Origin of the sequence: Lachnospira multipara LB2003 (assembly GCF_000702205.1) — a bacterium.
GTDB lineage: Bacteria > Bacillota > Clostridia > Lachnospirales > Lachnospiraceae > Lachnospira > Lachnospira multipara_A.
The window spans coordinates 97,190-116,995 of sequence record NZ_JNKW01000006.1; the positions used below are offsets into that span (position 1 = coordinate 97,190).

Annotated in this window: 17 protein-coding genes; all 17 read right to left on the reverse strand. The window is 31.9% G+C overall.

Features of this window, described 5'->3' with window-relative positions:
• Window positions 1-10: 10 nt before the first annotated feature.
• Complete coding sequence (locus T537_RS0105125) at window positions 11-796, reverse strand: DUF4422 domain-containing protein (RefSeq protein WP_031556602.1); 786 nt, start codon at window positions 794-796, stop codon at window positions 11-13.
• A 3-nt stretch (window positions 797-799) separates the two neighbouring features.
• Window positions 800-1,138 (reverse strand): DUF2304 domain-containing protein, encoded by a 339-nt coding sequence (locus T537_RS0105130; RefSeq protein ID WP_081823256.1) that lies wholly within the window; start codon window positions 1,136-1,138, stop codon window positions 800-802.
• Window positions 1,139-1,145: 7 nt separating this feature from the next.
• Window positions 1,146-1,841, reverse strand: a complete 696-nt coding sequence (locus T537_RS0105135) for a glycosyltransferase family 2 protein (protein ID WP_031556604.1) — start codon at window positions 1,839-1,841, stop codon at window positions 1,146-1,148.
• A 49-nt stretch (window positions 1,842-1,890) separates the two neighbouring features.
• Entirely contained in the window at window positions 1,891-3,444 is a 1,554-nt protein-coding gene (locus tag T537_RS0105140; protein ID WP_031556605.1) for a DUF2142 domain-containing protein, read from the reverse strand.
• A gap of 18 nt (window positions 3,445-3,462) precedes the next feature.
• The gene (locus T537_RS0105145; RefSeq protein WP_051637166.1) at window positions 3,463-5,559 is read right to left on the reverse strand and encodes a glycosyltransferase family 2 protein; all 2,097 of its coding nucleotides are present in this window, start codon (window positions 5,557-5,559) and stop codon (window positions 3,463-3,465) included.
• Window positions 5,560-5,568: 9 nt separating this feature from the next.
• Complete coding sequence (locus tag T537_RS0105150; protein ID WP_051637167.1) at window positions 5,569-7,431, reverse strand: glycosyltransferase family 2 protein; 1,863 nt, start codon at window positions 7,429-7,431, stop codon at window positions 5,569-5,571.
• 20 nt (window positions 7,432-7,451) lie between these two features.
• Complete coding sequence (locus T537_RS0105155; protein WP_031556608.1) at window positions 7,452-8,684, reverse strand: ABC transporter ATP-binding protein; 1,233 nt, start codon at window positions 8,682-8,684, stop codon at window positions 7,452-7,454.
• A 30-nt stretch (window positions 8,685-8,714) separates the two neighbouring features.
• The gene (locus tag T537_RS0105160; protein ID WP_031556609.1) at window positions 8,715-9,515 is read right to left on the reverse strand and encodes an ABC transporter permease; all 801 of its coding nucleotides are present in this window, start codon (window positions 9,513-9,515) and stop codon (window positions 8,715-8,717) included.
• 81 nt (window positions 9,516-9,596) lie between these two features.
• Entirely contained in the window at window positions 9,597-11,669 is a 2,073-nt protein-coding gene (locus tag T537_RS12380) for a glycosyltransferase family 2 protein (RefSeq protein WP_051637168.1), read from the reverse strand.
• A gap of 9 nt (window positions 11,670-11,678) precedes the next feature.
• The gene (locus T537_RS0105175; protein ID WP_031556611.1) at window positions 11,679-13,259 is read right to left on the reverse strand and encodes an MBOAT family O-acyltransferase; all 1,581 of its coding nucleotides are present in this window, start codon (window positions 13,257-13,259) and stop codon (window positions 11,679-11,681) included.
• Window positions 13,260-13,261: 2 nt separating this feature from the next.
• Entirely contained in the window at window positions 13,262-14,365 is a 1,104-nt protein-coding gene (locus tag T537_RS0105180) for a hypothetical protein (RefSeq protein WP_027437212.1), read from the reverse strand.
• A gap of 57 nt (window positions 14,366-14,422) precedes the next feature.
• Window positions 14,423-15,475: a hypothetical protein gene (locus tag T537_RS0105185; RefSeq protein WP_031556612.1), complete on the reverse strand. Its 1,053-nt coding sequence runs from the start codon at window positions 15,473-15,475 to the stop codon at window positions 14,423-14,425.
• 31 nt (window positions 15,476-15,506) lie between these two features.
• On the reverse strand, window positions 15,507-16,925 hold the full coding sequence (locus T537_RS11985; RefSeq protein WP_034244277.1) for a glycosyltransferase family 4 protein: 1,419 nt from the start codon (window positions 16,923-16,925) through the stop codon (window positions 15,507-15,509).
• Between the two features lie 297 nt (window positions 16,926-17,222).
• Entirely contained in the window at window positions 17,223-18,341 is a 1,119-nt protein-coding gene (locus T537_RS0105200; RefSeq protein WP_051554890.1) for a glycosyltransferase family 4 protein, read from the reverse strand.
• Window positions 18,342-18,410: 69 nt separating this feature from the next.
• Window positions 18,411-18,875, reverse strand: coding sequence for a GtrA family protein (locus T537_RS0105205; protein WP_027437215.1), 465 nt, complete (start codon window positions 18,873-18,875; stop codon window positions 18,411-18,413).
• Window positions 18,876-19,124: 249 nt separating this feature from the next.
• A complete protein-coding gene (locus T537_RS12845; protein WP_155895237.1) occupies window positions 19,125-19,325 on the reverse strand; it encodes a hypothetical protein in 201 nt (66 codons plus the stop codon).
• Window positions 19,326-19,396: 71 nt separating this feature from the next.
• Window positions 19,397-19,681, reverse strand: coding sequence for a hypothetical protein (locus T537_RS0105215; protein WP_031556614.1), 285 nt, complete (start codon window positions 19,679-19,681; stop codon window positions 19,397-19,399).
• Window positions 19,682-19,806 lie beyond the last annotated feature (125 nt).

Below are 19,806 nucleotides of genomic sequence, written 5' to 3' on the forward strand. Positions count from 1 at the left end.
TTACACTTTCTTACTTATATAATCTTTTATTTCTAATAAAGAATACTTTTTTTACAATTGCTCTAATTTCTTCTTTCTTGAAATCAGCCTCAACATTATATACAGGTAATTCATGTATCTTATATTGATTGTTTTTATAAGCCCATACATTAAATAGTCTTTCTGATAAAAAACCATAGACTCTTCTATTGTATGCATCTCTATCTTCAAGTTTTATCGTCTCGCGTTCTTCTACTTTAAATAAGACATTAAAAAGCCACTCACAATACTCATCATATATTTCTTTTCTAGTAATAATCATATTATACTGAACACATTCTGAACCATTCATAACCTTATTATATGCTTCCATGTATTCCGGATAGATTTCCTTAATTACATCTCTTGCTAAATCTAAATCGCTAATAGTATGAGCATAATTATATTGATCATACACACTACCTCTTTTATAGGTAAAGCCCCTTAAAGGCACAATAATATCATACTTTTCCATAAGTTCTTCAATATCTCTTCTTGATAAGATATTATCAACACTCTTATTAAAAAACTTTTTGAAAAAATATCTTCTGTAATGAACTAAGCCTATAATATCAGCCTTAGCATGTTTCCACATCCAATACATGCCTGTTAATTCACAATAAGATGAATTTTTTTCAGAAATATTATCTCCTTCCGCATCTGATTGGTATCCTAAGCTTTCTTTACCACTAGCCCCCACATGAAGTGGCACATATACATCATCCTTAGGTACTACAAATTTTTTGTGTGCGGCAATATATATTTTAATGTCTTTCATTTTCTATTTTCCCTCTTTATCTTTTAATGCCTCTTTTTGAACAAGCTTTCTTACTCTATCGTCTAGCTTTGAAACCGCAACTGTTAGATTGAAAATTACAGCTATAACAAATATAAAGCCTAAAAAGAATACCATATTCATTACATTATAAATTCCAAGCAAATTAGCTAAACCTTGTAGTGCACCTGGTATAACCACTATGAAAAAAATAACAATAGGTAGTAACAACCATGTTATGCAATAACGTAATTCTAATTTACCCTTCTTAATCTTCTGAACAACATATAATAGCCCAATAAGAAGAATTGCTGCAATTATTATTCTTAGTCTTAATGACATCATATACTAATTACCTCCTTCCCCTTAATCGCTCTATTATAATAGCTAATGTAACCTTTACCATATAATAAACAGATTTCTTTAATGTAATAGATGAAACACCACCTTGACGTTCCTTCATAATTACTGGAATTTCTTCTATCTTCATACCATTATTAATAGCTGTTACAGCTGTTTCTGGCTCTGGGTAATCAACAGGATAGTTGTCCGCAAATAGATTAATTACCTTCTTCCCTGCCATTCTAAGACCTGATGTAGGATCTGTAATCTTTTTGCCAGTTAATAATCGTATTAAACCTGTAAAATAATTAATTCCAACCCTTCTCATAAATGAAGACTGAAAGCCTTCTTTATCAATAAATCGTGAACCAATTACCATATCTAATTCATGTTCCTGTAAATAATCAGCCATATAGTTTAAAAATACTGGATCATGCTGACCATCACCATCAACCTGTACTGCAACATCATAATCAAATTCCTTAGCATACTTGTATCCAGTCTGTACTGCACCGCCGATTCCTAAATTAATTGGTAAACTTACGTAATTATAATTGTGTGACTTTAAGATATCCAATGTATTATCTGTTGAACAGTCATTAATCACAACATAGTCAAAATTTGGAGCATTTGCTTTAATATTTTCGACTGTTTTTTCAATATTCTCGCTTTCATTATAAGCGGGAATGATGATAAGCTTCTTCATTTTTATTCCTCTCTAATATCATACTTTCCTGATATTTACTTGTCCAATTCTAATATATCATTATTAAGTTAACTAGATAAAATGCATATATTACTGGAATAAATCTATATATTTTTTCCTTTAAAGAATTTGTTACTATAATTCCCTTAGAAGAATATATAAGAAACAAAAACATGGTCATTATTGGTAATAAATATCTACCCTGTACACCATCAATTACCAAAAAGCTTGTAGCAGTCCAAGAAAAAAACATTCCAGTACATATGAACAATATACTTACTACGCATATTATTGAAAATAATACTCTATCTTTTTTCTTTATCAAACTAGCTTCATTACCTTCATTGCATGATAGCAATAAAACCATAACTATAATAGGTAATATAGCAAAATACGATACAGTTAAATTAAGCCATCCCATATGCCCGCCAAATAGAGATATCATATAAAATGTTGATTGTTCAAACAAGGTTCTAAAATACAGTATAGCTGTATCAATAGGATAATTTATAGCATATGATAACGTATAACCATCTTCTCCGCAATACGATAATACGTGTGTGACCGGTTCTTTCTTTATTAGCATTATCTTGTTAATTACAAAGTAAACAATAACAACACATACTGCAAGTAATATTGCCCCTATAATTAATGCTATTATTCTATTATTCTTCAACTTTTCCTTTAATTTAATAAAGGAATTTTTTACTTCCTTGTCAAAGGCTACAAATAATAACAAAATAAACGCCATATAAGCATGACTCTTAACTACAACCATAACCATAATTGATATAAGTAATGCAATTATGTATTTTATTTTTTTCTTTTCCTCTGCCTTTAATTTTAAAGCTAGCGCCACTGATAATATTGCAAATGCATTTATTATACAATCGTAATTATATGAAAATGCCTGCTGAAACATGGTTGGTATAATAGCTACTGCTAATATAATATTCTTTCCATATGGTATGGTTTTAATACTTAAAGCAACAATTATAACAAACATTATGTAATTGAAAATTCTTCCCAGCTCTAATGTCCAAACAGCATTTAGCCCCAACAACCTTCCCACAGTAATTCCACACGCTGGAATTACATATTGAAACAATGGTAATGTCAACTGTGTATAAGCTGTTTTTACCATTTCTTTATTCCCAGTAGGCTCATGAAAATATGAAAGATATTCATCCAAATATGTCTCATTCACTCCTAGCGGTTCTAATTGTAATTCAGCATCACATTTTCGCATATATATTCCATCATAAGCAACTTCTTTTCCAAGTATCTTATTCGAAATATTATAAGCTGTTGCTAAATGAACAGGTTCATCTGGAACTGAAAAAACAGGTATTAACATATTAATGATAATCCCTAATATAATTCCGTTAATCAAATACAATTTAACAATGCTTATTTTTTTTACTTCAGTTGCAAAGAAATTCACTAAACATAACACAATAAGCGCCACAGAAATAATTAAGTATAATTTTCTAAAGCCATAAAATCCATCATTTAAAGTCGTTTTACCGTATATTAGAAACAATAACGTTATTACTATAATAACAGCTAATTCCGCAACTTTATTCTTTTCTATCTTTACCATTTTATCCTCTTCATTCTCCTAAAATAGCTCAACAACCTCTGAAGTACTCTCATAGTACTTCTTTCCAGTTGGTAATTCAGAATAAAGAGCAATTTTATATTTACTGCCATCTAATTCAACTTCATTTCTAGGAACACATATTTCAAAGCCTGTCTTAGCATATGTGATTCCCTGTTTGCCCTTTACATCATTACGCTTACATCTGTTAAGTTTAACACGTACTATTTTTCCATTATAATCTTCAAAGATTATATATCTTTTTATAAGACCCTCTAAGCGATTATTAGTACACATCCATCCTCTAACATAGATGTCTTTTCCTACAAGAACATTATCTATCATATATGCAATTCCACTACTGTTCTTGCTATAGATATTTTCATCAAATGACTCGATATTTTTTAATACAACAACTCTATCAGCCAATGAATAGTTATATGAATAATCAACTCTATCCTGTGTAAGGTTACTGTTATAGAAAGGATCATAATTATTAAACATAGGATGCTTCTTATAAAGATTATCTCGCTCACTATTTAATCTTCTCATCTTTTCCTTATCAATAAGATCATTTCCTCTACTTATTGATTCATAATGAATAAGAACAGCATCATTTCGACAAATATTATAATATCCTTTTTCAACTAATTTAAAGCAAAAATCCACATCATTATAAGCAACTGCGAGAGACTCATCTAATCCGCCAACCTCATTATACTTGTCCTTATTAACTAAAAGACAAGCTGCTGTAACTGCTGATGAATTATAATCAATTTTATTTCTACCAAAATAATAAATCTGATTATCTTTAAATTTAGCAAATATATGCGATGGGCCTACTTTATAATTAACAACGCCAATATGCTGTATTCTTTCTCCGCCTTCGTATAATAACTTAGCTCCAACAGCTCCTATATGCTTTAATTGTGCCTGTCCTAACATTCTTTCAAGCCATTCCTCATCAATGATTTCTATATCATCATTTAATAATAGGATGTACTCACCCGTTGATTTAGCAACACCCATGTTACACATCTTAGAAAAATTAAAATCCATTTTTTCATAAATATATGTAATATTATACTTCTTTGCTAATTCACTATACTTTTCTTTATTTTCATCAGAACTTCCATTATCTACAAGAATAAATTCATAATTCTTATATCTTGTCTTTTCAACAAAAGAGCTAATACACTTTTCTAAAATCTTATAGTTATCTTTTGATGGAATAACTACACTTACCTTAGGATTTCCATCAACTAAATAATTAACTCTATACTGATAAATACCGTCAACCAATTCAAGATTAGCTTTTAATCCTCTTCTTCTTAGAGCATCTTCTTTAGTCTTTTTAGCCGCTTCAAGAATATAAGGCTTTGCTCCTGCATCTGCTGCTGTTGATTCAACTCTTTCTCTCCAATGATAAAGAATTTTATCAATATGTGCTATCTTATCTGTCTTCTCTGTAAATCTAAGAGTAAAATCGTAATCCTGAGCTCCCTCATATCCCTTTCTATCTCCACCAATTTCTCTTGCTATTGATGTTCTATACACACCAAAATGACATGTGTACATATGAGACATTAAAGTATCCGGTGACCAGTCAGGTTTAAAATGTGGCATGTGTCTATTATGACCTTCATCGTCAATCTTATCTTCATCACTATAGATAAAATCTAGATTTCTATTCTTATTAAGAAGTTCAACAACTTCATTAAGCGCAAATTTTGCTAAAGTATCATCACAATCTAAAAAAGCAATGTATTCGCCTGTTGCCATATCAAGTGCTGTATTTGTACACTGTGATATATGTCCATTAGTTTCCCTAAACTTAACCTTTATTCTTTTGTCCTTGTTCTTATACTTATTTAATGTCTTCTTAACATTTTCCATTGTTGAGCAGTCATCTACTAAACATAATTCCCAGTTCTTATATGTCTGCTTTCTAACTGATTCGATACATGGTATTAAATGTCTGTCTAACACATTGTAAACTGGAACAAGTATTGATATCTTAGGTTGATACTGTAACTTATTAGCATCTAGATGTTCATAGTGTTTCTCAATATTCTCAATCCACTTTTCATACTCTGACCTATGCTCTATTACTTTCATAATTTCTCCTTATTCTCTTTCTACCTTAAATGCACCCTCTGTAAATGGAAAATTTATATTATATAAAGGATCTCCATCCCTTAATATGTCTGGCCATTTACTTCTAAATTTTTCTTTTTCTTGTTCAAATCTTAGCTTTTTAGCTCCTTCTTCATCAGAGCCCCTTGACTTAGATTCATAGTGATACCACTTTGAAAAAGCATTATATACTACATTAAGGCCGTTTGCCCTAGTCTTTAAACAATAATCTACATCATTGCATGCTACAACAAACTGTTCATCTAAACCACCAACTAAATCATATACATCTCTTCTTGTCATAAGACAAGCAGCTGTAACTGCACTATAATTACAATTTATCTGTAATCTTGCCATATATCCTAGATTGTCGTCGCCCATTCCATTAAAGACATGGCCTGCATATCCACCAAAGCCAACAACTACGCCTGCATGCTGTACTGTGTTATCTGCATATAATAGTTTTGCTCCAACACATCCAACATCCTTTCTTAATGCAATCCCTAACATTTCTTCTAATGCTGTTGGTGTTATTAATTCAGTATCATTATTTAACAATAAAAGCACTTCGCCATCACAATTCTTAACACCAAAATTGTTAATTGCAGAATAATTAAATTCTCCATTCCACTTAACAAGCTTTATATTGTCAAATTCATTACTAATATTCTCATAATACTTAAATGTATTCTCATCTTCACTGTTATTTTCTACTATAACAAATTCAAAATTTCTATATGTAGATTTATTCTCAATAGATCTTATACATCTATCAAGATCTTCTATATGATCCTTATTAGGAATAATTATTGAAATCTTAGGACTACCCTGTATCTTATATGTTGTATGATACATTCCCCATAAATCCATTATTTCAACATTACCCTCTATTCCAACTCGTAATAAATGATCATCAATTGCCTTTTTACCAGCTTCATAACAATACATCTTACTTCTTGGATTAGCTGCTGTTGAGCCTTCTGTCATTCTCCAATGATATAATATCTTAGCTACATGCTCTATTTTTCTAGCAACTTCAGTACATCTAAAAATCAAATCATAATCCTGTGAACCGTTACATTCACTTCTAAAATTACCCACTCTATCAATTATTGACTTTCTCACTGTAAAGAAATGAGTAATATAATTATGTGATCTCAACAAATCAATACTAAAATCCGGTTTAAAATTAGGATCTACATGTTTCCACTTTGGTGCTAACACCTTATCTTCATCTGTATAAACAACATCAACTTCTTCGTCCTGAAATCTCTTAACTACTTCATATAATAAATTAGGTTCAACAAAATCATCATGGTCTAATAAACCAATTAACTCACCAGTTGCTAGTTCTAATGCCTTATTGGTATTACCTGAAATACCATAATTATCATCTAGATATGTCACAACTATTCTAGAGTCACTATTTACATATTCTTGTAAAACCTTACGTACTTCACTTTTTTCATTACTTCCATCTGCAATACACAATTCCCAGTTACTATATGACTGATTTCTTACTGATTCTATCATCTGTCTTAGGAAGTTTATTGGTGTATTATATGTAGGAACTAAAATACTTACCTTAGGACTGTAATCAAAGCTTGTATTTTTTTGTTCTTCTAATTCTTGCTGTGTAACTTTGTGTCGTTCAAACCAGTCAGGATATCTAACAGTAAGAGAATCACTTTCTTCATACATAATCAGATATATTTCTTCCTTAATATCGTTGAACTTATTCTTTTTTATGTACTCTATCAATCTTGAGATACTAGAAGGCTTAAATAATCTAAACATTCTAATTAAATGTCGTCCATTATGTATAAACCAGTTCTCTTCCGACTTAGACTTCATGTTATCCTCCATCTTACAAATTACTTCCAGCTATTATTCATTGAAGCCACTCCGCCTTCACCTTTAGCGCTTTCTACTATAAACTTTACTGCTTCTTTATATACATCTACTTCATCTCCGTCCTTAGTTTCAAGAGCGATATTTACGTAGTATTCACTTGTAACAAAAGGAACGTTGTCAAAAGTAATGCTTAACTTGTTATCTTTATCAAAATTAAGTCTTCCAACTCCGCTTAACACAGAGGATGTTCTATAAACTAATAAGCTATCAATTCTATAAAAATCAAGTTTTACTTCTATATCATTAATTGGAGTATTAACAACATAAGGAATCTCTAATGTCATGCTTTCGCCTGTATAAATTTTAGAGCTTTCCACTCCATTCTTATCAACTAACTTAACATCACCAATTTTAACTTCCCAGCTACCATGTCTTTTCTCCCATGCAAGGCGCTTTGCCTGTTCTTCTTCAGCTTCTAACAACTGTTTTCTCTCATTAGCAGCTTGTTCTCTACGTTCTTCCTCCATAGCTGTAAGATAAGCTTTATGTATTTCTTTTGGCTCACCAATCTGCTGAATATGGCCATCTCTTACCCAAATAGAACGCTCACAGATTTCTTCAATTTGCTCAAGAGCATGAGAAACAATAACAATAGTAGTTCCCTGTGCCTTAATTTCGCGTAACTTATTAAAGCACTTAGCCTGGAAGTTGGCATCACCAACAGCTAAGATCTCATCAATAAGTAAGATATCTGCATCTACATTAATTGCAACTGAGAATGCAAGTCTCATATACATACCTGATGAATATGTACGAACTGGATTATCAATAAATGTACCAAGTTCTGAGAATTCAATAATATCATTTAATCTTGCATCAATTTCCTTCTTAGTAAGACCAAAGATAGATGCATTAGTATAGATATTCTCTCTACCACTCATATCAGGATGGAAACCGGCACCAAGCTCTAGTAAGCTTGATACTCTACCTGACATCTCAATTGTTCCCTTATCTGGATAAATAATCTTAGTAAGAAGCTTAAGAGTTGTACTCTTACCGCAACCATTCTTACCAACTAAACCTACAGCTTCACCCTTCTTTACAGAAAAACTAATATCATCAAGTACTACACGTTTTTCATATTTATTACGCTTCCAAAAAAGCATTTTTTCCTTAAGCTCATTGCCTTTATCGTAATATACCTTAAAGCTCTTAGATATATTCCTTACTTCAATAGCATTATCCTTATCCATAATATCTCCGTTTCTTTCTCATCAATTAGATTAGAACTGTTCTGCAAATCCCTTTTGAAGCTTCTTAAATAAAAGCTCTCCAATAACAATGAATACAATACCAATTACAAGTGCTTCAATTAATGTATTAATATGAGGTACTGTCTGATAATAAAGTATATTTCTATATATTGTAATAATTGGTGTCATTGGATTAAGATTATATAAAGTTACCATCTGAGGCCAACCCATCTTCTCTGCAGCATCCTGAACACGTGACATATCATACATAACAGGTGTCATATACTGTAATGCCATAACTAAGATACCTAAGATGTACTGTAAATCTCTAAAGTAAACTGTAACTGAAGCTACAATTAGTGCGATACCAAGGCATAGAATGTACTGAACAATCATAACTATTGGAAGATATACAATAGTACTAAGCTTTATGCCTCTACCACTAAATATCAATGTTACAAAAATTACTAAAAAGACTAATAACATATTCACAAAACCACTTGTTACAGTAGCAATTGGAAGAACTTCTCTTGGGAAGAAAATCTTCTTAACCATATTAGTCTCTCTTAAGATAGATGTTGAACCATCCTGTACAGATGATGCAAAGAACATCCATGGTACCAATGCTACAAAAAGGAATAGATAATACTGATCTATATCCTGTGGCATAATAATTGAGAATACAAGTGTAAATACCATTAACTGTAAAAATGGATTTAAGAAAGTCCAAAAGAATCCAAGAACTGAACCCTTATATCTACCTCTTAAATCTTTTCTAACCAAGCTGAATATCATCTCACGATATTCATACAACTCTTTTATAATCTTCATAATTAACCTCTATATTTTCTATACTACTAGTCAAAACATCCTTTATAATAATACAAACGCCCTTATTCATCAAGTTTTATTTTAGATAATGGAAACTCCCTTGCTAACAGCAACAATAATATCATCACAAATCATCTTGATTTTATAATTACCAGCTTTAAGCTTTGCAGGGTTTAAATTGCAGTAATTCTCAGCAAAATTGCAATTTTTCTCAAGGCCTAATCTTTGGTGGGCTACTCTATCACACTTATTCTTAGCTTCAGCTATGTAGCTATCATTAACGCCTTCTATTAAATAACTAATCTTTAAAGCTTTCTTGTTAGAGCCATCCCTTCTATAAGCATAACCTCTTATTTCAAGTTTATCCCTTAAAGCCACTGCCGTAATTCTTGCCTTAATCTTGCCATTTTCGTCTCTTAAATAAATCTTAGATTTATTGTCAACTTTAATTAATTCAGACATATCCTCATCATATATTCTTGAATAGTTAACCCTTTCATTAAATTCCATCTGAGTTAAATACTCACTATAGAAAGGATCACGTTTCTTAAGATATGCATGAAGCTTAAATGTAAGCTCACGCTCCTTCATATTTCTTCTACTTTTCTCTTCGCTTTCTCCATCTAAGCCCCTAGTTAAGGATTCATGGTGAATTAAAGAGATGGCATTTGCTAGAACATTTCTATAACCAGCCTCATAAAGCTTTAATCCTAATTCTACATCATTATGTGTGACCACTAAATCTTCATTAAAGCCGCCAACTTGCCAGAACTTATTAGCAGAAACAAGTACTGCTGCCGCTGTAACACATAAAACATTCATATTAGCCCTATTCCTATACTGTCCAAGAAGCTGTAAATCATCTTCCCTTGCATGGATATGAGCAAAGCCCGCCTCTTCGTAATTCACTATACCCACATGCTGGATACTCTTCTTATCAGGATATAGAAGCTTAACTCCCACAGTACCAACAAAACTACGGCTAGCAAAGCCAAGCATTACTGATAACCAATCAAATCCATTAGGAATATCATTATCTATAATTTCCACATCATCATTAAGGAATAGATAGTATTCTCCACTGGCATGTCTTGCTCCTAAATTACACATATAAGAAAAATTAAAATCTCTCTTATCGTAAACATACTTTATATCCCTAGCAGAATGTCCATTTTCTTCACAGCTTTTTCTTACAAATTCCTCAATTACGGACTTATTCTCATCATTACTACCATTGTCCACAAGAACAATTTCGTAATTAGTCACCGTTGTATATTTATCAATTGCCTTAATGCATTTCTTAACTAATTCCGGATTATCCTTTGAGGGAATGATTATAGAAACCTTCTCATTACCCGTCTTATAATAAAGATAATTTAGGGCTGTAAATATCTGATTCTTACGTGTTATTTCACCCTTTATATCTTTAGTAACAACTGTTAATTCTTCTCCTAATTTCTTATGTTCTTGTATAATAAAATCTGCCATAGCCTTCATATAATCATGTCCTTTTTCTTCATAAAAAACATTATGAACAAGACAACAATTTACATGAAATGCCTTAACATCATTCATACTAAGCATAATAAGAAGCTTATATCTAAGAAGGCTTATATCTTTAATTACATCCACTTCTTCCCTAGCTAGCTCTTCTAGTAGTAGCAATATCTTCTCCTTATTAGCAAAAAATCCTTCACCAATATAGTTATAAGAATATAGCGTATCCACAGAATAATCTGCTTTAAAAATTGGATCGCATCGATTATTCTTCTCATCTATAAAGTCCTCATCAGAATAAAACAGATCATATTCTAAGCCTGCTCGTCTTAAATTAGAAGATACTGAAGTTAAGACTTTTAATGCATCTTCCTCCAAATAAAAACTATCACTTTTAAATCCAATGTACTCAAAGTCTGTCTTCTTAACTTCAGCAATTACATTAGAAATGCTAGAAATATTTGTTAGATCAACCATACCAAAGATGCTTTCTGTAACATTTTTATAGCACTCTTTTATTCCTTTCTCAGTTGTATTTATTATTCTATTGTATCTTCTATTGTCATCTTCCCTTTCGGCCATCTTCTCCTTTAGAACATGACCAAAGGTACTCATACCCTCATTTTTAATAATCTTGAAAGCATTTATAAGACTCATACTCTTCTCCTAAAACATTGCATACATAAAGCCACAACAATTACCGATGTATCCAAGCACAAGAATAATTGCAAATACCACATAATATACTGCCCAACGTATTACGAGTGGTTTAGCTGATATGCTTTCCCTAATTGATACTCCAAGCTCTTTTCTAATACTTACATAAAGCACAATTAAGCAGCCAAAGAAAAGTATAGCATAGTCATACATAGCAAGTCCAAGGCTTGTAAGATTTAGACTAGTTAGCTGACTTATAGAATAACCTCTAAATAATCCCTTAAAGAAGAGGACACAATCACCCATGCCACCTGCACATATATCAAAAATCCATCCAATATTTACTAAGATAAAAGTTCTAAGCATAGAAAAACCTGCCCAGAATTTACCATTTGAATTAATATGACATAATTCTAGTGCCTTCTTAAAATATGGCTTAAGAGCTGCAGAAACTGCAATAATTACGCCATTGTAAACACCATATGCTATATATCTCCATTCTGCGCCGTGCCATACACCAACAATAAAGAAAATAAGTAAATTAGCAAGGCAAATAGGAAGAACTGTTCCAAAATGCTTACCAAAGTGCTTTCTGCCCCACTTACCTAAGTTATTCATTGCCTTAGTTAGAGAGAATGGGTAGAAAATATAGTCCTTCATCCAAGCACCAAGAGAAATATGCCATCTTCTCCAGAATTCTCCAATAGACTTACTAAAGTATGGCTGACGGAAGTTCTCATCCATTGTTACACCAAACATCTGAGCTGCACCAATTACAATATCAATTCCACCTGAGAAGTCCATATATAACTGAATTGAGTACATAAGAAGAGTAAATATATTAGTAAAGCCTGAATAATTAGCCACATTAGCTGTTACTGTACTTACCACTACTCCTGCTCTATCTGCCATTACAAGTTTCTTAAACAAGCCCCAGGCAATACGTTGTGCTCCAAACTGAGCTCTTCTTAAATCCCACTTGTGCTGACTAAATAAACCACCCTCAACAAAGTGATTATATCTTCCAATAGGACCTTGCATAATCTGTGGGAAGAATGACACAAATAAAAGCATCTTAAAGAAATTATGCTCTGCACTGCATTTTCCCTGATATACATCAATTACGTAGCTAACACCTTGGAATGTAAAGAAAGACAATCCAATAGGAAGTATAAATTTAGGACTAATAAAATCTGTCCCAAAAATTCTATTAAAATTTGTAATACCAAAATCAGAATACTTAATTACAGCAAGTAATCCAAAGGCAAAAACACAAGCAAGTGCCACAACACCCTTTTTCTTTCTTGTGTATTTTTCCTTGATTAACTTCTTCTCTTCCTTAGTTAACTTAGGTCCTTCTGGCTTTATTTCTTTCTTACGTCTGCATTCAAGACTTTCTATAACACGTCCTGCAAAGTAAATTATTGTTGTTATATAAACTAATGCCAAACTACACTTAACACTAAAACTAAAGTAATAAATAAAGCTTAATACAAGAAGCCAAAACCATTGTAGCTTCTTAGGAAATATATAATAAACAATCAATCCTACTAACATAAATAGGAAAAAAGAAATCTTTAAAAATGACATAACTAATTCACCTTTCCATATATCTCATCAGTTAATTCTTCACAAGTTTCTACTTGTAAACTCTTAATACTATTCGATAAAACTAGCGAATACTTATCTGCAAATTCTCCACACATATGCCCTTCTGCGTCTAAATATCCATCCTTTGAACAATCAAGTATACTTGAATCAAGCATATTAAAGTCTATAAAATTGGCATTATATTCTTTGAAAAAATTCGACATCGTCTCGTGTACCTTATTTATATCTATTCTAGCTCTTGATTCATTAGGAATTGGCGCATAGGCGCAAATAAGTTCTATTCCATTGTCATCACAAAACTTTTTGATTTTTTCAAAGTTCTTTCTTGGAACCTTATGAACTTTTTTATCAAAATCATAAGTATGACAATCCCCGAAATTTTCATTAAAAGGAAAATGAGGTATATAATAAAAGCCCTTTCCCATGTATGGTCCCTGACCATTCGCTTCTCTTAACTTATGAATATTACGGTTATTATTAACTGTTAATTTGTATTTAACATTATCCCTTATATAATCAGGTGAAAACTTATAATTATTTCTCATTGAAATTGCATTTCGAACATCCAATGTATTCGAATCTTCTATCATATATTTCCATTTTACATATGAATTCCATGGCAGCTGATAGTAGATAAAGGCTCTATCAAAGCCTGCACCTGTCTGATCACCTAAATAATATTGATAATCCACATCTAAAATAACTCTTTTAATATCATTAGTTTTGGCTGCCTCTAATAGCAAATAATACGAATCCTTCACCGTTTCACCAGGAATGCATAAATTCACAGAATTAGTATCTAGAACCTCGTCTACAACTTTTGGATCAATCGCACTTCTTCCATGACTTCCACCAAGAATAACAGTATCGAACCCAACTTCATCTCCCATCTTAGTCCCATCTTCATTAAGGTCATAACCTCTATGAACAACGGCAAGCATGTCTTTTACATAACTTTCCCCTATCAATGAAAAATTACAAATCCATATAAACAATCCCAAACCTAATAAAAAAATTACAGATCTTATATATAGTCTTATACCTGTTTCTTTTTTACTATCTTTTTCTAACTCTTCCTCATTCATTGTTTCACCTTCTTAATTAGTAACTCTAATGCTCTATATTCTAAAGTCATAAATAAATTAGCTATATAATTCTGCTAATTTTTCACTTAACAATTTAGAATAGACCTCTGCTAACTCTCCACACATATGGCCCTCTGCATCTACATAATTAGAGTAATCTGTATTAAGTTTATCTTCCTCAATGTCATTAAAATTCAAGTACACTACATCTTCCTTGTTGAAAAAATCTGACATTGTCTGATTTATCTTATCCATATGGACTTCAACACATGACTTCTTAGGAATAGGCGATGTAACTGCACATATTGTAATTCCCTTTTTATCACAAATTTCTTTAATCTTATCAAAATACTTAGCTGGCATATCATCTACTTGGTCATCATAGCAAAACGCATGTCCATCCATGTATCCACTATAAAAACTGCTCGTTTTTTCTCTATAGAAAAATCCATTGCCCTTATATGGTCCGCCGCTATCCTGTACCTGTAGCTTATAAATATTGCAATCATCAGATACTTTTTTAATTATATTATCCTTAATCTCACTTGGAGAATGTGTGTAAACATCTCTTTTAGAAATTGCATTTCTAAAATCAAGCTTATTCACATTTTCAAAAAGATACTTCCACTTTGTAGAAGATGTCCATGATAACTGATTATAAATAAAAGCTTCTTCAAATTGGCCTTCTGCCTGATCTCCCAAATAATATTGATAATCTGCGTCAATTATTACTCTCTTAACATCATTAGTCTTTAGAGCCTCTAATAGCAAATAGTATGAATCCTTAACAGTCTCTCCTGGAATGCATAAATTAAGGCATTTGCAATTAAGAGCCTCGTCTATATATTTAGGATTTATGGCACTTCTACCGTGACTTGCTCCAAGGATTAAAGTATCATAACCTGTTGGATTAGTGTTATCCAATTCTTCTTGTCCATTTTGTTCAACTAAAGATTCCTTCTCATAACCATTATGAACAACTTCTAAGATGTCATGAACATAACCCTGTCTAGCAAGGCAAAAATCGCAAAGCCCCACTAATACAACTAATCCCATAACAAAAATCACAGATAAAACTAGCGCCCTAATCTTTGCTTTCTTCTCTTCCATCTTCTTCCACCTTTTATTTTTACTTTATCTTTTACTGCTTATTAGCTGAAATCTCATCAATTCTTTTCCTAACCAATTTACTAACATTGCCATAAGAAATGTGCTCTCTTGCATAAGCATAGGCATTATCCTTAATTCGATTGTAATAAGCCTTGTCATAAACTAATTTTTTCATATAAGCTGCTGCCTGATTCACATTAGCATCGGCCCACTTATATCCCTTCTTAAATGGATCTAGGTCTCTATCAAGTTCAATAAGCTTAGCATCAACCATACAAGCAACATCTGGATTCATAAATTCCACATTACCAGACCAGTTAGTAGCAATTGTTGGTGTGCCAAGATACATAGCTTCAGCCATAACAAGGCCAAAACCTTCAGCTCTATGAAGAGAAACATATGCATCTACACACTCAATTAATGAATTCATCTCTTCCTTACCAGATGTGCCCTTAATAATATACACGTTCTCCTGTTCTTCTTTAGTAAGCACTGATGCAAGTATATCTGCGTCTTTTTCAGATAATTCAGGTTCACTAATCTTAATTACAAGCCCAACTCCATTATAAGAATTTGACTTGCCACCAAGTACAGTACCTTCCTTAATCGCCTCTCTAATCTGTGCATCAATAATATTCCCATAATGCCCATTAGCAGTATCTTCTGTTTCATTAGTTAAAAAAGCCTCTTTAAATGCCTTAATTGCAGCAAGAGGATTCTTTCGCTCCATTACACTGCCGCTAGAAAAACTTACCATAAATAAGAACTTATCTTCAGGTAGGCCAAAGTACTTTCTATCACAGTTACTATCTGTCTTTAGCTCAATACAATGAGGCACTGTCATAACTGGTTTATCAGTATATTTTCTAAGGACATTTGATACGAATTCTGATGGTGTCCAAACTTCATCAACTAAGTTAAAGGCTGGCAACCATTCCTCTGGAAAATCTTCCACTTCCCAAGCCCAAAAACCTATATTATAGTGTCTGTCCCACATTTCTTTACCCATATTCATATAAGCTAAGGTAAATTCTGATGCGTTAACATCTATTAAATTAATTCCGTAAGGCATCTTATCTAGACTTACCTTACCGCCATTTTTTCCATCTTCATTAATTACTTCGCTTGCATACTCTGTATTAGTTCTTGATCCTCCTGGTGGAACAAAAAAATCCCTAATGACATAAGGAATCTCCCCAGTCTTTAATAGCTTTGCTGCTATTCTTGCGCTCTGACCAAGGCCATTATCTCCTTTAATATTACCTACTAAATTAACTCCATAAGGAAAGCTTTCTGGTTCATATGGTAAAAAGCCTTCTGCTGCCACGTTGGCACTGGCTTTATTAACAACCGATGCTTTCATTCTACTTAAAACCTTCATTGGAACAACCTTTGTAACAACTGGTCTAAGGCCTTCTCCAAGCTTTAAAATCATACTTTCTAAGCTCATATTTCTCTCCTACTATTTATGATCAACTCATTATGTCAAGACTCGCTCGCGAGTCTTGCGCGCCGGATTCGGGTCTGATTCAGCAGACAAATTCCTGTCCGAATCCGTGCGCATCCTCGCGGAGCGTTTAACTCAGTCGGAGCTTGTACTCCGACTGAGTTAATGTTTACCATCAAAACATCTGATATCATATCATATTATGGATTTTTTAACCACATAATTAATTATAGAAAAAGCTATAGACTAATAAGATTAAATCTTATTTAGCCTATAGCTTTAAACTATTTATTCCACTCTTTATTTCCTAGTATCTGTAATCTTTACCATACCTGTACAAATCTCGATAAACTCAGATACAACCAATCCTAATTTATCTGGCGAATATCTTGCTAATACTTTTTTGTATTCTCTAGAATCCACCATAGAATTGTAATCTAACATAGCATCTGATAAATTCTCAATTTGACCTTTCTCTGTAGTGTTTAATTCAAATCTATTAACGCAGTCACCAACTATTTCATCAAAAATAGGTAAATTACTCACTATAATAGGCTTGTTAAACTTCATTAATTCAAGTACCGGCATACCAAAGCCCTCGGCTTTAGATGGGAAAAGGTAACAGCTACATTTACTATACAATTCCTCTTTCTTAGCTGGCTTAACATAATTAAGATATGTTATTCCATCAACCTTTCTTTTTGTCTCTTTAAGAAGGTCTGCAATATCGTCTTCCTGCATCTTACCTGCTAAAATAAGTGGCTTTTTACCGCCCTTCTCCTTATATCGCACATAACTTTTAAGTAGAAGGTCAACGCCCTTTCTCTTCTCCATATTTCCAACATAAAGAAAATAACCTTCATCCTTAATTACTGGTTTCTTTTTTAATGGATTAGAAATAATATATCCATTACAGCATGCAATTTTTCTAGCTTCAGGGAAAATTCTCTCTGTAGTTTTTCTAGTTTGCTCTGAGTTATAGAGAATCATGTCCGTAAATTTCAATGTCTTCTTTAAATAATGTTTAAAATAAATACTATAGATTTTTCCAAAATATTCCACGTAATCAATCGGGAACATATCATGAATTGTAATCATAACTTTAAAATTTCCCTTTGGTCTAATTGGAATATTAGTATTAACTTCCCAGAAAATATCTGGCTTTATTTCATCTAACACAAGCTTTATCCAAGTAAAATAGTTGTAAACTCCAGCACTTCTATAAACCTGCTTTCCCATCTTAAGCACCCTGATCCCCTGCTCTTCAAAATGCTTTATATTATCGCTTTGTGCCACATCTGTAAGTAATATCCACTCAAATTCTGGGTATTTAATTAGTTCTAATAAAAAATCGTTAAGATACATTCCTACGCCACTAGGTCTTGAACCTAGAGTTCTTGCATCTACCGCTATTCTCATTTTAAATCCTCCCGGACCCTTCGTTCCTTTAAAAAGCGAATCTAATACACTAGATTAAATTTGCTATATTTAGTTCTTCTTAAACACAAAAATCTTGCTTATAACATAGTTTAACACGATAATAATAATCTGAGCCACTAATTTTACAATCATTGAATTGAAATGAAGCAATGTATCAAACACTAGAATTATAGCCTCTTCAACTACTAATGTTGCAAGACGACCTGTATAAAACTTTACCATCTCAGCTAACACAGCCTTAGCGCCCTTAGCCTTTGAATCAAAAACCCAAATTTTATTAGTGATATATGCAAATGTTACAGCAAAAATCCATGAAATAATATTGGCAATTAAAACATTAATTCCGCATATCTTATAAGCCACATAATAACTGGCAATGCTCACAACTGTTGTTAATCCACCAAAGAACAAATAAAGTAAAACTTCCTTATTCTTAAAATAAAATGGGCCAAGTGGTCCCCAAATCTTAGCTGACATTATTCTATCAAAAATGTCCTTATCCTTCTTTTCCATAATCCTACTAAGCCAAAACTAATTGGCTGCCTTTCTTATTCATAATAGCTTTTAGAAAGCCCTAGAGCTTTCCTTTTAATTGATTTTTATTTCATCCACAAAGTGCAGACTTCCTTATTTTACCATTTATGATATATAAGTCAATTATTTGGATACTATAGCTAAGGCTCCTTACTTTCTTCGCTAAATTTTATACAGAAAAAACTATAGACTAATAAGATTTAATCTTATTTAGCCTATAGCTTTAAACTATTTTTTCCTCTTTAAATACTTATAAATATTAAATAGTCCATCTTTCTCTTCAAATGAAATGTGCTTTCTATTTAAAATACCTATAAATATAGGAGCTTGTTCTTCTCCTATTTTTAACACTCTAACATTATTATCAACAATAAAAAAGAAAAACAACTCATGATACTTAATCACATGATTAACTTCTCTTAGTTTCAAAATACATTCGCCATCATCTAAAATTTCGTCATTAACTATTTCTCTTTTACTACATGTTGATTTTTGCCAAATTATTTTATTAAGTTTTTTTCAAATTTTTGTTTTAAATATATATATGCTATGTATAATATTAAATATGAAAACATTGTAATTATACAAAGTATAGATAAAATATGAAAACCTAAACGATAAATCAAAATTGAAAATATAAAAGAAATCGGTAAACCAATATAAGTAAGCTTTCCTAGATTTCTCGTTTTTGTTAGCCCAACCTTTTCAGGAATAAGATTTTCTACGCTAAAAATTTTTTCCAATTCTACCCTATCAGAATCCGTCAGTCTATCTTCTAAAATCATATTCCACCTCCACTTATGTATATATTTTGTAAGTATACACTTTACACATTTATAAATTATAACACTTATATATAAATATGCTAAATTTTATACAGTAAAAGCTATAGACTAATAAGATTAAATCT